At 62.9% G+C, this 14,685-nt stretch carries 9 protein-coding genes and 4 tRNA genes; 4 read left to right on the plus strand and 9 right to left on the minus strand.

Annotated elements, in window-relative coordinates; translation table 11 throughout:
* Positions 1-595: 595 nt before the first annotated feature.
* The 4 genes from G542_RS0115045 to rnr form a co-directional block, all read right to left on the minus strand.
* Positions 596-2,428: a transglutaminase TgpA family protein gene (locus G542_RS0115045; RefSeq protein WP_027824538.1), complete on the minus strand. Its 1,833-nt coding sequence runs from the start codon at positions 2,426-2,428 to the stop codon at positions 596-598.
* Positions 2,425-3,309, minus strand: a complete 885-nt coding sequence (locus G542_RS18890; protein WP_012698033.1) for a DUF58 domain-containing protein — start codon at positions 3,307-3,309, stop codon at positions 2,425-2,427. Before G542_RS18890 ends, G542_RS0115045 begins: the two co-directional genes overlap by 4 nt.
* Entirely contained in the window at positions 3,306-4,193 is an 888-nt protein-coding gene (locus G542_RS0115055; protein WP_027824539.1) for an AAA family ATPase, read from the minus strand. Before G542_RS0115055 ends, G542_RS18890 begins: the two co-directional genes overlap by 4 nt.
* Before the next feature lie 190 nt (positions 4,194-4,383).
* Positions 4,384-6,711, minus strand: a complete 2,328-nt coding sequence (rnr, locus tag G542_RS17250) for a ribonuclease R (protein ID WP_051190097.1) — start codon at positions 6,709-6,711, stop codon at positions 4,384-4,386.
* Between the two features lie 68 nt (positions 6,712-6,779).
* Here rnr and G542_RS0115065 point away from each other — a divergent pair.
* Together G542_RS0115065 and G542_RS0115070 are read left to right on the plus strand one after the other, a co-directional pair.
* Positions 6,780-6,866, plus strand: a tRNA-Leu gene (locus G542_RS0115065).
* Between the two features lie 55 nt (positions 6,867-6,921).
* Positions 6,922-7,008, plus strand: a tRNA-Leu gene (locus G542_RS0115070).
* A 194-nt stretch (positions 7,009-7,202) separates the two neighbouring features.
* On the opposite strand, the gene G542_RS0115075 is transcribed toward G542_RS0115070, so the two are convergent.
* The 3 genes from G542_RS0115075 to G542_RS0115095 all read right to left on the minus strand — a co-directional run bounded on the left by G542_RS0115075 (position 7,203) and on the right by G542_RS0115095 (position 10,736).
* On the minus strand, positions 7,203-7,556 hold the full coding sequence (locus G542_RS0115075; protein ID WP_012698036.1) for a tRNA-binding protein: 354 nt from the start codon (positions 7,554-7,556) through the stop codon (positions 7,203-7,205).
* Between the two features lie 114 nt (positions 7,557-7,670).
* Positions 7,671-9,575: a B12-binding domain-containing radical SAM protein gene (locus tag G542_RS0115085; RefSeq protein ID WP_027824540.1), complete on the minus strand. Its 1,905-nt coding sequence runs from the start codon at positions 9,573-9,575 to the stop codon at positions 7,671-7,673.
* A gap of 546 nt (positions 9,576-10,121) precedes the next feature.
* Complete coding sequence (locus G542_RS0115095; protein WP_027824541.1) at positions 10,122-10,736, minus strand: GDSL-type esterase/lipase family protein; 615 nt, start codon at positions 10,734-10,736, stop codon at positions 10,122-10,124.
* A gap of 349 nt (positions 10,737-11,085) precedes the next feature.
* On the opposite strand from G542_RS0115095, the gene G542_RS0115100 reads away from it, so the two are divergent.
* Both G542_RS0115100 and G542_RS0115105 read left to right on the plus strand, forming a co-directional pair.
* The gene (locus tag G542_RS0115100) at positions 11,086-11,973 is read left to right on the plus strand and encodes a DMT family transporter (protein ID WP_027824542.1); all 888 of its coding nucleotides are present in this window, start codon (positions 11,086-11,088) and stop codon (positions 11,971-11,973) included.
* A 232-nt stretch (positions 11,974-12,205) separates the two neighbouring features.
* Positions 12,206-13,912, plus strand: a complete 1,707-nt coding sequence (locus G542_RS0115105; RefSeq protein WP_081666880.1) for a methyl-accepting chemotaxis protein — start codon at positions 12,206-12,208, stop codon at positions 13,910-13,912.
* Between the two features lie 587 nt (positions 13,913-14,499).
* Here G542_RS0115105 and G542_RS0115115 read toward each other — a convergent pair.
* Positions 14,500-14,573: transfer RNA gene (locus G542_RS0115115), tRNA-Cys, on the minus strand.
* A gap of 35 nt (positions 14,574-14,608) precedes the next feature.
* Positions 14,609-14,684 (minus strand) — tRNA-Gly (locus G542_RS0115120).
* Position 14,685 lies beyond the last annotated feature (1 nt).

Below are 14,685 nucleotides of genomic sequence, written 5' to 3' on the forward strand. Positions count from 1 at the left end.
TCCGTGCGCAAGGCGGCCCCAGTCCCCGACCCTCTGCGCCGTGAATCCGGGCGGAGCAGTCCCGCCGCGGCAAGTACCAGACGGGAAACAGGACGGCTCTGCCGCACCGGGCCGAAGATGACGACACTCCCGGCCTAGCCGGACCATCCAGAGCAAACCAGACCTGCCGGACACCCGGCCGGCCCGGCAATACGGGTAACGCCAGCCATGTTGCACAACGTGGCAAAGCAGGCTGGAGCGGCACTTCCACCGGCAGGCCCGCTGCCGCCGATGCCATCAGGACCGGATGCACGGACAGCATGCTGCCGCAGACGCCGGACTTGCCGTTCCCGCCGCGCGACAGCCCGCAGCATGCCGGCAGTCCACGGATGACATCTCCGCATGCCTTTGCCAGTCCATCCGGCCCTCTGGACGAAGAAGAGTTTCCGGGTAAACGCGCGATCCTGATTACCAGGGAAAATGAGCAGATCGTCGTTTGGCGCGCAACAAAACACTCCGTCTTTACGCTGCCCCTCCAGCGAGCCGCCCGACCATGGCGACACCGGATGACCGGTCCGGTGCTGCCGGCATTACCGGCCCTCATCCTTAGCTCCGGTCAGGCATTCCGTCCGTTCCACCACAGGCGCCAGCGTTCCCGGCCGAGGGTCCGCCACAAGGCCCGGCTCCGCCGGGCGGCATCGCCGGCGGGCGGGCAATAAAGCAAATCGGCATAGGCCTGCACCTGGTCGGCCAGCCGCGGCCGGGCATTCTGCCGCAGGCGCTGCGCCCAGTCGTGCGCACCTTCACCGGGCTGACGCGGCCAGCCGGCCCGCGCGGCCAGCCGTTCCAGCCGCTGTTGCAGGCGCGGCCAGTCCGGTACGGCGCGCCGCCGCCAGACCATCACGCCCCGCCAGCCCAGCCACAGCAGACAGGCACCGGCCGGTAACCAGCCATAACGCCATGCCGGTGCGCCCCAGTCCGGCTGCCAGTGCCAGCCGCCACCCGGCATGTCGTCACGTTCGGCAGACGACAGGCTGGCCATCAGCCCCTGCTCGATCCGGTCCGGCGCAATCACGGCGGTTCCGTCCAGCCGCAGCCAGCCGGCTCCCTCCAGCCAGACCTCGGTCCAGGCATGGGCGTCCGCCTGCCGCACCACCAGCCGCTGCACCGCCGGTTGCCACTCGCCGCCCTGCCAGCCCACCACCACCCGCGCCGGAATGCCCGCTGCCCGTGCCATGAATGCCAGTGCTGCCGCATAGTGCTCGCAGAAACCGGCCCGCGTGCCAAACCAGAAACGGTCGATCAGGTCGCCGGACAGCGGCGGCGGGCGCAAGGTGTAGCGGAAGCCGGCGGTATGGATGAATTGCAGGAGCCGGGTCAGGAACAAGGCGTCCGAACCGCTGTCGGCCCGCAGGCGGCGCGCCCACTCCCGCGCCTGCGCGTTGCCGGCTGGCGGCAGTTGCAGCGCCCGCAGGCGGTCGGACTCCGGCAGCCCGGTCACCGGCCGCACGCTGGAACTCACCACCGTATAGGGCAGTACGTCCGGCGTGGTGGACCACAGGGTCTGACCATCCGCCAGCGTCACCGCACCGGATGCCGTGCGCGGCCAGTCCAGCGCCACCCGGCGCGAATCCGGAAACGCCATGCCTTGCGGCTCTACCGTATAGGCACGTTCGTCCGGCCCGGCGGCCAGACCTGTTTGCAGCCGGACCGGCAGGAACGAGCGGCCGGCCAGCCAGCGCCAGCCGTCAAACAGCCATAGCACGTCAGCGCGCCAGTAGCGTTCGGCCGGCACCGGCAGCGGACCGTGGTCAAAATGCACCTGAAAGGCCGGCGCCGGATCACGCACCACCGCGCTCATGCTGCCCAGGGACAGGCTGTCCCCCAACCCGGTGCGCCGTACCGCCTCACCGGTATTCCAGCCGGTCGCCGCCGGCCACCATGCCAGCGACAGCCAGGCCAGCGGCAGGGTCAACACGACCCACGCCAGCCCCGGACGGACAGCCTGCCAGCGCCACGACGACTGCACGCTGCGTGCCAGCAACAAGAGCCCCGACACGACACAGCCCGCCAGCCACGGCCAGAGCCAGACCGAGCGCAGGAACAGGCAGAACACCGCCATCAGCAGCCAGCCCAGCACCACGGTCAGCCGCAGGTCACGCACGCCCTGGCATTCCAGCAGCTTGGCTGCGAACAACAGCACCAGAAAAGCCAGCCCGTCGGCAGGCGCCAGCACCGGCTTGCCCCACCACAGCCACAAGGCAGTCAGCAGCAAAAACCCCAGCAGCACGCCACGCGGCGTGCGTTCTTTCAACAAACCGTAAAGCCCGGCCACACAAGGCAGCAAGCCGGCCACCCACCACGAGGTCAGCCACCAGGCCGGCAAGGCCACCCACAGCGCATAAGCGCCCAGCGCCCAGCGGCCGTCCGGTCGCCAGTCCGGTTTCATGCGGCCTCCCGCCCGGCATCGGCCAGCGCATCCAGCAGGCGGGCCGGACCGCCGGCCAGTTCGCGCCCGGCCAGCCTCAGCCGCAGGGATACCGGCTGCTGCGCCAGCTGCACCACCCGGCCAGCCAGCAGGCCCGCCCGCCGGTCGAGGTCTGGTTCGGGCGACGCATCCCAGTCCAGCCATTCGACAGCCGGTCCCGCGCTGTCGCCAAACCGGCTCTGTACCAGCGGCCCGCCATGCGCCCGGATTTTCCACGCGACCCGGCTGGCAGGCTGCCCCGGCCGCCACGGCAACAATTCCTGCCATTCATCGCCCTGCCCGCCCGGATGCCTGCCGGCAGCCAGCGGAAGGCCGGATTCCAGCGGACAGGGCCACACCCGCACGGCCGGCAATCCAGACAGACAGGCCCACGCCCGCACCAGGCCGAACGGCTGGCAACTGCTGATGCGCAAGGGCGGCAGGGGCTGCCAGCCCCGTGTGCCGGTGGAATGGTCCAGCCCGCATGTACGCCGGCTGGCCGCTGCCAGTACGGCCAGTTGCACCACGGCCGGCTGGCCGTCCCAGCCCAGTGCGAGGCCAGTGCGTGCGCGCATGGCCGGATTGGCCAGCACAACCGGCAACTCGGCCGGTTGCCCGGCAAATACCGGATGCGCTGCGGCCCATTCCAGCCGCAGGCCCAGCAGGGTGCGACAGGCCAGCCACACCGATCCCAGCAGGATGGCTGCCAGCCAGACCGCCAGCAGACGCAGGGCATCCAGCCCGGTCCAGCGGGCCAGCAGCACCAGCACGCCGACCAGGGCCAGGGTGGCCCAGCCCGCTGGCGTCGGCAGGCAACGCAAGCCCTGCCAGCCCAGCGTGTGCGAACCTTCCCGGGGAGTCATGCCGGCATGATCCGGGTCAGCAGATGGCGGGCACGGGCTTCGCCGTCTTCGCCCAGCCGGTGGGACGCCACGGCGGGAAACACCGCCTGCACGTCCTCGGGCAATACCATCTCGCGCCCGGCCAGCCAGCCCCATACCCGGGCACTGGCCAGTACGGCCAGCCCTGCCCGCGGCGACAGGCCGGGGGCACCGGCACCGCGGCTGGCATGCAGCAGGGCCAGCAGATAGTCCAGCAAGGCCGGGGCCGCATAGAGCCGGGCAGCCGCCTGTCTTGCCTCGGCCAGTCCGGAGGCGTCCATGACCGGCAGCAATTGCGCCAGCAGCGCCGACGGTGCTTCGCCGGCCAGCAGGCGCCGTTCGGCCTCGGGGTCCGGGTAGCCCAGCCGCAGGCACATCAGGAAACGGTCGCGCTGTGACTCGGGCAGGGGAAAGACGCCGATCTGTTCGCCGGGATTCTGGGTGGCAATCACGACAAAGGGATCGGGCAGCGGGCGGGTGACGCCGTCCACCGACACCTGGCGTTCTTCCATGGCCTCCAGCAGGGCCGACTGCGTGCGCGGCGAGGCCCGGTTGATTTCGTCGGCCAGCACCAGCTGGCTGAACAGCGGGCCGGGCTCGAAACGGAACTGGCCGCTGCTGCGGTCAAAGACGTTGACGCCCGTCAGGTCGGCCGGCAGCAGGTCGCTGGTGAACTGGACCCGGCGGAAAGCCAGCCCCAGCGAGCGCGCCAGCGCCTGTGCCAGTGTGGTCTTGCCCACGCCAGGGATGTCTTCCAGCAGCAGGTGGCCGCCGGCAATCAGGCAGGTCAGGGCCAGCCGCACGGTATCGGGCTTGCCGAGGATGACGCGGTTGAGCTGCGCCAGAACGGGCTGAAAAGCTGGCATCGGGCCGGCACTCCGGAAAAGGATCCAGCTTTCATCCTAGACGGCGCCAGCCTGAAAAAAGCCCGGACAGCATGCAGGAAAACACCCCGGCATGCGGGGTGTACGGTCTGCAATCGCCCATCAGGCTGTTGACCGGCCCGGGCCACGGGCCGGAACCGGTCTGTGCCCTGGATCAGGACGGGTTACGTCATCAGCGACGCCGGGGCGGACGGGCCTTGGTCTTGCGTCCTTCTGGTGCCGGTTTGCCCGTTCCGGTCGGGGTGTCAGCAACCGGTGCGGGCGGGCGGCGGGAGCGGGAACGACCGGCCGGGGCTTCGGCTGCCGGTGCGGCGGGAGTCTGGCCTGCCGGCTTTTCGGGCGGCAGCAGGGCAAAATCGATCTGCGTGCTTTCCAGGTCGACCCGCGCCACGCGGACCGTGACCGCATCGCCCTGTGCGTAGCGGACGCCGCTTTTTTCGCCGACGATGGCCTGGATTTCCTGCCGGTAATGGAAGTAGTCCCGTCCCAGTTCGGAAATGTGCACCAGCCCCTCGATGTAGAACTGGTCCAGCAGGACAAAAACGCCAAACGCCGTGACCGAGCTGATGGTGCCGGTAAACACTTCGCCGACCTTGTCGCGCATGGCGTAGCACTTGAGCCAGTTTTCCACGTCGCGGGTGGCTTCGTCGGCCCGGCGCTCGGTCATCGAGCAGTGTTCGCCCAACTCCGGCCACTTGCGTTCCGGTTTGTATTTTTCGCCTTGCAGCACGGCCTTGATGGCGCGGTGCACCAGCAGGTCGGGATAGCGCCGGATCGGACTGGTGAAGTGGGTGTAGGCCGGGTAAGCCAATCCGAAGTGACCAATGTTGTCAGGGGTGTACACGGCCTGCGACAGCGAGCGCAGCAGCATGGTCTGCAACACGGCGGCATCGGGCCGGGTGCGGACCTGGGCGGCCAGCAGGGCGTAGTCCTTGGCGGTCGGACTGTCTCCGCCGCCCAGCGACAGGCCGGCCAGATGCAGGAAGGCGCGCAGTTTTTCCAGTTTTTCCGGCGTCGGCCCTTCGTGAACCCGGTACAGGCAGGGCTGGCGATGCTTTTTGAGGAAGGCAGCGGCGCATACGTTGGCGGCCAGCATGCATTCCTCGATCAGCCGGTGGGCATCATTGCGGACCACCGGCACGATGCGGTCGATCTTGCCCTGCTCGTTGAACAGCATCTGGGTTTCGATAGTGTCAAAGTCGATAGCGCCGCGCGACTCGCGTTCGGCCAGCAGGACCTTGAAGAGTGCGTACAGGGTGTCGATCTGCGGCTTGAGGGCGTGCGGCTCACCGGATTCGATCCATTGCCAGACCTGGGTGTAGGTCAGGCGGGCCCGCGAGCGCATCACTGCCGGGTAGAAATCGAACGATTTGACCTTGCCTTTGGGGCCGATCTGCATGTCGCACACCATGCACAGGCGTTCGACATCGGGATTGAGCGAGCAGATGCCGTTGCTGAGCGCTTCGGGCAGCATCGGGATCACCCGGCGCGGGAAGTACACCGAGTTGCCGCGGTCAAAGGCATCGACATCCAGGGCATCGCCCGGCTCGACATAGTGGCTGACGTCGGCAATGGCCACCACGAGGCGCCAGCCTTTGCCCGAAGGCTCGGCAAACACGGCGTCGTCAAAGTCGCGGGCGGTTTCGCCGTCAATGGTGACCAAGGGCAGTTCGCGCAGGTCGACCCGGCCCTTGCAGTCTTTCTTGCGCACCTTGTCGGGCGTCTTGCCGGCCTGCTTGAGTGCGGCAGCGGAAAATTCGTACGGCAGGGCGTGCTTGCGCAGGGCGATTTCGATTTCCATGCCCGGATCGGCGTAATCGCCCAGTACCTCGAGGATGCGGCCGATCGGCTTGGCGTAACGCTGCGGCTGCGCCAGGATTTCCACCACCACCACCTGACCGGATCTGGCACCGGCATCACCGCCCGGTTCGACAAGGATGTCCTGGTTGATGCGCCGGTCTTCCGGCACGACGAACATCACGCCCCGTTCGCGTTGCAGGCGCCCGACCACGGTCTGGTTGACCCGTTCCAGCACCTCGACGATCTTGCCTTCGCGCCGGCCGCGCCGGTCGGTGCCGGTTTCGCGCACCATGACGCGGTCGCCATGCAGCACGCGCCCCATCTCGCGCTCGGACAGGAAGAGGTCGGCCGAACCGTCATCCGGCTTGGCAAAACCGAAGCCGTCGCGGTGGCCGATGATGCGCGCGCGGATCAGGTCCAGCTTGTCGGCGATGCAGATCGCACCCTTGCGGTTGACGATGACTTCACCGTCCCGCTCCATCGCCCGCAGGCGACGGGTAAAGAATGTCCATTCATCATCACGGATGCCCAGCATGTGGCCGAGCTCTTCCGCGTAAAGCGGGGAGCCGGCATCCCGCAGCAAGTCCAGCACGTATTCCCGGCTCGGCAGCGGATTGGAATATTTTTGTTTTTCCCGCTCCAGATAGGGATCGCGATCCCGCAAAACAGAAGATTGTGTTTTTTTCTTGTGATGACCCATTGACAGCCTCTGAGGAATGCTTATAATTCGCGTCTCAGTTCAGCGCGACGCAGGTTGCGATTGAGTTGGCCCAGGTGGCGGAATTGGTAGACGCACTAGGTTCAGGTCCTAGCGATGGCAACATCGTGGAAGTTCGAGTCTTCTCCTGGGCACCAACACAAAACTGAATGGACATTCTAGCCGAGTATTGCTTGGCTTGTCCGAACAAATGCCCAGGTGGCGGAATTGGTAGACGCACTAGGTTCAGGTCCTAGCGATGGCAACATCGTGGAAGTTCGAGTCTTCTCCTGGGCACCATAATTAAGCAAAAAAGCCAGCCTCTTCAGGTTGGCTTTTTTGTTGCCCGTCGTTTTTGCTCAGCCGTCACACCCATCAAACCGGGGCATGACTGGTGACACGGCCAAATCTGCTGCTGCCCTCACGCAGACGCAGCGGCCAGCAAAAAGCCGTACGGTTTCCCCGCACGGCCTTTCACACCTCTCTGCAGCGACCTATCCGGCACGCACACCGTTCGGCACCGGAAACTCAGGCCGGGCCAGCGCCGACGGCAACACTCCGTCAGCGTACCCGATATCGAACATCATGCCTTCAGACTGCACGCCACAGATCTTCCGGGGTGCAAGGTTCACCACAAACAGCGCCTGCTGCCCCACCAGCGCGGCAAGATCAGGTCGTTCCTGCTTGATGCCGCACAGGATGCTCCGGCTGAAATCCCCGAAATCGACCAGCAGCTGAACTACTTTGTCCGACCTGGGTACATCATTGACCGCAGTGATCGTGCCGCAACGAATGTCGAGCCTGTCGAGATCATCAAGCGTAACCAACGGTTTGACCGGTGCACTCATGGCATTCCTCCTGCCGGAAACTGGACAGGCAATGTACCACGGACTTCAGACCAGACAGCACCGGAACAAAGCCCGCCTCCCCTGCCTAGCCATGCACGCCGGGCCGGCCGCAACCTAGACCCGCGCCAGCGCACGCTCGACAAAACGGCGCGCCACCAGGGTCTTGGGCACCCGCACGTCAAACCAGCGCCGCACGTCCCAGTCGAGGCCAATGCCGTGCATGTAGTTGTACAGCGCCTTGGACATGGCGCGCCCCATCGCCGCATGGTCAGTGCCGGTCGGGTCGGTAAAGCCGACATCATTCTGCGCGAAACCGGCAAACGGCAGCGGCTTCAGCGTTACCCCGTATTCATCCGGATGCTGCCCGACCGGCGAATGGATGGTGCAGGCAAAACGGTGAAAATAGCCGGACTGGATACAGCCGGCATCAAAGAGCTGCCGCACGTACTCCAGCGCATCCACGCTGTCCTGCACCGTTTGCGTCGGAAAACCGTACATCAGGTAGGCATGCACCAGAATGCCGGCCTCGGTGAAGTCGCGCGTCACCCGAGCTACCTGATCAACTGACACGCCTTTCTTCATCAGCTTGAGCAAGCGGTCAGACGCCACCTCCAGCCCGCCCGACACCGCAATGCAACCGCTCTGCGCCAGCAACCGGCACAGTCCGGCATCAAACGACTTTTCAAAGCGGATATTGCCCCACCAGGTAATCACCAGCCGGCGACGGATCAGCTCCTCCGCCAGTGCACGCAACATTTTCGGTGGCGCCGCCTCATCGACAAAATGAAAGCCGGTCTGCCCGGTTTCAGCGATGATCGCCTCGATGCGGTCAGCCAGCAGCGAGGCATTCGCCGTCTCGTACCGCGAAATGTAATCGAGCGACACATCGCAAAAACTGCACTTCTTCCAGTAGCAACCGTGGGCAATGGTCAGCTTGTTCCAGCGCCCGTCCGACCACAGCCGGTGCATCGGGTTGAGCATGTCGATCAGGCCCAGATAGTCACCGATCGGCAGCCCGACCCAGGTCGGCGTACCGGTTTCGCTGAACGGCACGTCCGGCTCGGGAAAATTCACGTAGCGCACCCGCCCGTCCTCGCGGACATAAGTACGCACCAGCCGCTCGCGCGAACGCCGGCCGGCGAGATAATCCAGCAGCGCCAGCAGTGGCCGCTCCCCGTCATCCAGGGTGACAAAATCAAAGCAGTCGAACACGCGCGGCTCGGCCAGCGAGCGCAGCTCGGTATTCACGTAGCCGCCGCCGAGCACGATCCTGACCTGCGGACGCAGCCGGCGGATGGTCTGGGCAATACGGAACGCCGCATACACCGAGCCGGGAAACGGCACGGACAACAGCACCACGTCGGGCGCGTGCTGTTCCAGCGTTTCGGCCGTCAACTGTGCCAGCATCTCGTCTACCAACGTAGGACGGGCTGCCAGTGCCTTGGCCAGCGGGTCGAACGAGCCCTGGCTCAGTGCCAGGCTCTCGGCATAACGGACAAACTCGAAGCGGCTGTCGGCCGCATCGCGTAGCACGTCGGCCAGATCGTCCAGATACAGCGTGGCGATGTGCCGCGCGCGGTCATGACTGCCCAGTGCGCCAAACGCCCATGCCAGCGGATCTGCCTCGGGCATTTCCGGATCAGCATAGGCATCGATGGCAGCAAAGCGCGCGCCCTCCGGCAACAGCGTGCGGCTGGCAATGCGGTGCGCCAGGGTCGGATCGCGCCCTTGCAGGAATGCAAGGACCGGGGCGATGGTCGCCTCGTAATCCTCGTATGCAGACAGGAAATGCTCGATTTGCGCAGTGCGTGACCTGGCCGGCAAGGCCAGCGCCTGCTCGCGCAACCGGGCCAGCCCGTCACGGCTGAAAAGGCGCAGCACCAGCGCGAGCGCCAGATCGGTCTGGCGTGCATCAAAACCCTGCTCGCGCAAAAAGCCGGTCAGGTAGGCCGTTGACGGGTAAGGCGTGTTGAGCTGCGTCATCGGCGGGATGACCGACAGGATACGGACAGGGTTCATCGTGCAGGTTCGGGCGGGTTTGCAAAGCGGCACGGCCCGCTAAGGCGGGCCGGCGCGGCGAGACTAAGGCGGTTTGCAACGGGGTGCAAGGACGAACTTGGGACAACAGGCACAAACGGGCGGCAAAAACGGCAGATCACCGACAAACGTGACCTGACACAGGCAATCCATCCCCTGCCAGCCTTCGCGCTTCCGGCATGACAAAGGCCCGCCACACCTTGCGCCATGCCGGCAAACCAGGTTGCCTGATACATCAGGTCATTCCCGGACATGGCCATGGCACAGCGGATCTGGCAGCAAGCAAAGCCACACCTCACCCGGGCTCCAGCACGGCGGCTGCCGGCAATGCTCCTGCTGTCGCAACCGGTACCGTTCTGCTCACACAATCCGGAAGAATGAGCACCGGCACAAAAGCAGCGACATTCAGCAAAGCCGCGCCGTAAACCACCCGATGACACCACCACGGACACCAGCCGCTTTCACCGGCGGACTTTACTGGCTCAGCACATGCCCGGAGCGGACACTGGCCAGGCCACGTCGGCAGCCTCATGCAACATCCACGGGAAGGAGCCCTGCCCATTCCCGGAATGCCGGCCAGTTCCAGATGCAGTCGGCCAGAAACCGGTACCCGTTTCCGTCCGGGTGCGTACCGTCACCGGCAGCCGCACCGGCAGTCCAGGCGGGCTCTGTTGCCAGCCGGTGAAATACCGGCAGGAAAGGCACCCCGAACTCTTCAGCCACGCCCCGTAGCTCCGGCTCCAGTCCGGCCATGCGCCGGTCCGCCGCCACGTCATCCAGGACTGGGGGCGGACCGATCAGAAGCGTCGGCGCGACCTCTACAGCCCGGGACAGCATGGAGCGGGCATTACGCAAGGTGTCTGACCGGGAAACACGGCCTCTTCCGGTACCGTCATCGGCACAGTCATTGCTCCCGAAACCAAACACCAGCCGGTGCACTTGCCCCGGCGCCAGCCGGGCCCGTGCCTCGGACTCCCAGCGCAACAGGATATCGGCACTGGTATTGCGCCGGATACCGAGGTCGTACGCCGTCACGTCCGGCCGTACCCCGATCAGGCGCCGGACCACTCGTCCACGCCAGCCCAATCCGGCCGGATCACCGACTCCGTGGGTAAAGCTGTCGCCAAAAAAACAGATCTGCACTTGCAACCTCCCCGCCCCCTGCCCCGGCCATCCGTCACCAGCATACGAACCATCTGCCCGGCACTTGCCACCGCACCAGCCGGAGTACCGGCCTCTTCCGCCGGTTTGCAGCCAGACCGGTCCTTGCCACCCGGACCGGACCCGGCCGTTGCATCACGGCCGCCAGCCGGCAATCTGCCACGCCCCGGCTCATGTCGCGACCCAGTTGGCGATGACTGCCATGGCAGTTGCGAAGGGGTCGTACAGAAAACCGCCGGCCATCTTATGCGAGCCACCAGCACAACATATGCTTTCGGGTTGATTCTGCCTGAAACCAGGCTGAAGCCCACCTGGATGAACAGGAACACGCATGAACCAGGCCACAAAAAAACAGCTCGTTGACGGTGCCCTGCTGGTTTTCCTGTGGGGCATCTGGGGCTACAACTGGCTGGTCACCAAGGCAGGCATGGCCTACGCCAGCCCGTTTGGGCTGGCAGCCATTCGTGCCATGGTGGCTGCGGCCACGCTGGGGCTCATCCTCTGGGCCAGAAAGCAGCCGTTCACCCCGCCGCCATGGCGCTACACCCTGCTGATCGGCATCACCCAGACGGCGGCCTTTACCGGCCTGATGAACATGGCCCTGCAAACAGGCGGGGCCGGCAAGGTATCCGTACTGTGCTACACCATGCCGTTCTGGACGCTGGTCTTTGCGAGGGTCTTTCTGGGCGAACACATCCGCGGCTGGCAATGGGCGGGAATCGCCCTGGCTTTTGCCGGATTGTTCCTGGTACTGGAACCATGGCAGTTGTCCGCTGCCAGCCTGTCCAGCTGGCTGGACCTGGCCAGCGGAATCAGCTGGGCCATCAGTGCCATCCTGATCAAAAAACTGGCAAAGCGTCATGCCACCAGTCCGCTGTCACTGACATTCTGGCAAATGGTCTGGGCGATTCCCTTGCTGATGGCCCTGTGGGCCTTGATGGATGCACAACCGGTCGTATGGCAATGGCCGCTCTTGTGGATTCTGGTTTATGTAGGATGTCTGGCCGGCGGGGTGGGCTGGTGGCTGTGGAGCATCCTGCTGTCCCGGCTTTCGGCCGGCACGGCCAGCCTCAACATCCTGGTCCTGCCGTGCGTTTCCCTGATGGCGGCATGGATCCACACCGGAGAGCAGCCCAGCCCTGCCGAGGGCGGTGGCATGATCCTGATCGTTGTCGCGCTGGGCATGCTGACCCTGGTCAACCGGACAAAGCGCATCTAGAACCGCCACGCCGACCCCATGTTGCCCGGCACACTGCCGTACCCACGCCTCTACTCAGGACAGCACACAGAAAACCACGCCCGGAAGACGGCACGTCCTCCAGACCGGGAAAGCAAACCGACATTCCTGGTTCAGGAAAAACATGCCCATGTTGTGATCCGTTTCTTTTACATCAATGCCGGTAATGACGTTTCAAACCACGGAATAAAAACATATCGGTAAAAGCCGGTGCATGGCATTGCCTTGTGGATATTTTTGGCTGAAACTCAACAAATACAAGACGAAGGTCAAATTGGTGGGAAAGATGTTCAAAACAGTCAAGGCACAATTGGTTTTGGGTTTCGGCGTCCTGATAATGCTAATGGCATTATTGACGGCAGTCGGCATGCATACCGTAAACAAAATAAACGGCATCCTCACCGAAATCACCTCGGTAACAGCAGTCAAACAGCGGTATGCGATCAATTTCCGGGGCAGTGTCCATGACCGTTCCATTGCCGTGCGGGACCTGGTCCTGATGGACAAGGCCAGCTCACAGAAAATCACGGAAGAAATCGGCAGGCTCGACAATGCCTACCAGCAGGCAGCAACCGGCATGAAAGAAATGGAAGCCCGGAGCAGCCAGCTCTCCGATGAAGAAAAGAGCATGCTTGAAAAAATTGTCCGGTCGGAAAAGGATACTGCACCTGTCATCAAATCAATCATCTCGGCCATTGCAAATGACGACAATGCCAATGCACAGATGATATTGACCAGTTCGGCAGCACCACTTTTTGTTGACTGGCTGAAAAATATCAACCAGTTCATTGATTTTCAGGAAAGCAAAAACTCCAGGCTCACCGACGAGGCAAAAAAAATTGCTGATGATTTTGCCAGCCTGATGCTGACACTGAGCATCGTGACAGCACTGTTCGGAATTGCCGTGGCTTACCTGATCATCAAGAACCTGTTTGACAACCTTGGAGGAGAACCGGCAAATGCAGCCAGAGTGGTCAACCGGATTGCATCCGGAGACCTGACGGCAGACTCGGTTGCCTCAAGAAACGGCAGCGTACTGGCTGCCATCTACACGATGCAGGAAAAACTCAAGAACGAGCTGTTCACCATCAAGTCCGGCTCTGACGATATCCTGCGACGGGCGGTCGAAGTCGAAGCCAGCTCTGAACTGGCATATGAAGCTGCCAAAACCCAGCATGTCCTGACGGAAAAATCCAACAGGAACATCAAGGAAATGCACGAGGGCGTGATGGTCATTTCCTCCATGGCCCGCCTGACAGAAGAAAATTCGTCACTGACGGAACAGCTCTCTGAAGACGGCGTTAAAGTGATGGCAGAGTCCACCACTGAAATTGAGAAAATATTTGAAGTCCTGAATGACTCGGTCAATCAGATCAAAGTACTGCATGAAAAGACTTCAGATATCGGAAAAATTGCCAACGTGATTCGCGAGATTGCCGACCAGACCAACCTGCTGGCTTTGAATGCAGCAATCGAAGCCGCCCGGGCAGGTGAAAATGGACGTGGCTTTGCCGTGGTAGCAGACGAAGTGCGTTTGCTGTCCGAAAAAACCGGGCATGCCACATCAGAAATCTCTGCTGTAATTTCCGTCATTGGAGAAGAAACAGCCACCGCCGTCCAAAAAATGGAACATGTGACCCCTCAAGTCAAAAGGGGGCTGGAGCTGGCTAATGGAGCACAGCAAAAACTGGGGCAAATCCATACGCATGCCAGGAGTTCCCTGGAAAGCGCTGAAAAGGTAATTGCAGTTGTCGACCAGCAAATTGCCAATGCCGACGACTTGTTGAAGCATGTCGAGACCATTTCCGTTAAAACAGAAGAGGCCCTGAGTGCCATGCAAAAGAACAAGGAAGTAGCGGAAAAGATGAAGCAGTTGGCCAATCAGCTCGACAATTCGGTAGCCGAATTCAAAACCCGGTAATTTCCATGACATGGAAAGTCGTCACGGATTGACAGACCGTCTTACCTTTCACACCACCCCGTGACCACTCCTTGAACGGGCTCCGGAAATGACAGATTTCCTCCGGAGCCCGGGATGTTGACTTGCCTGACCCGCAACCATCGCATCAGAGGCGTGAGGCAGTGTCATACCTGATGGCCGGATCACCAATAACAGGAACCAGCCCGGAAACCCTTGAGAGCATCAAGAATATTGTTTTCGTCAGCTGAAGGTCGTAATACGGCATCCACGGGGCCAGAAGCAGGTATTTACCGGCAAACTCCGCGTCAGACGACAACGCCGGCACCACACAAAGAGAACGAAGTGACGTGGCACGAGGCCCGGTATCCGATGATCCGCACTGCGTTGCAGACATGCCCTGATCTGCTGATCGCTACCCGAGGCATGTTCCTGATACCCGTGATTCATTCACTCGGCAACCCAAACGGATCACCAGTGCATGCCCCACCACTTTTCCCGATCGCCCAGCAGGAGAAGCCTGTGTTTTGATGAAAACAGGAGAGCTGAACGTGAAAAGCCCGTAAATCGTTGATTTACGGGCTTGAATCTGGAGGCGGGGGTCGGAATCGAACCGGCATAGACGGATTTGCAATCCGCTGCATAACCATTTTGCTACCCCGCCATCGAAGGCGTTTCCGGATGCCATGCCGGAAATCATGGAGCGGGAAACGAGGCTCGAACTCGCGACCTCAACCTTGGCAAGGTTGCGCTCTACCAACTGAGCTATTCCCGCA

Source organism: Laribacter hongkongensis DSM 14985, assembly GCF_000423285.1.
GTDB classification, from domain to species: Bacteria; Pseudomonadota; Gammaproteobacteria; order Burkholderiales; family Aquaspirillaceae; genus Laribacter; species Laribacter hongkongensis.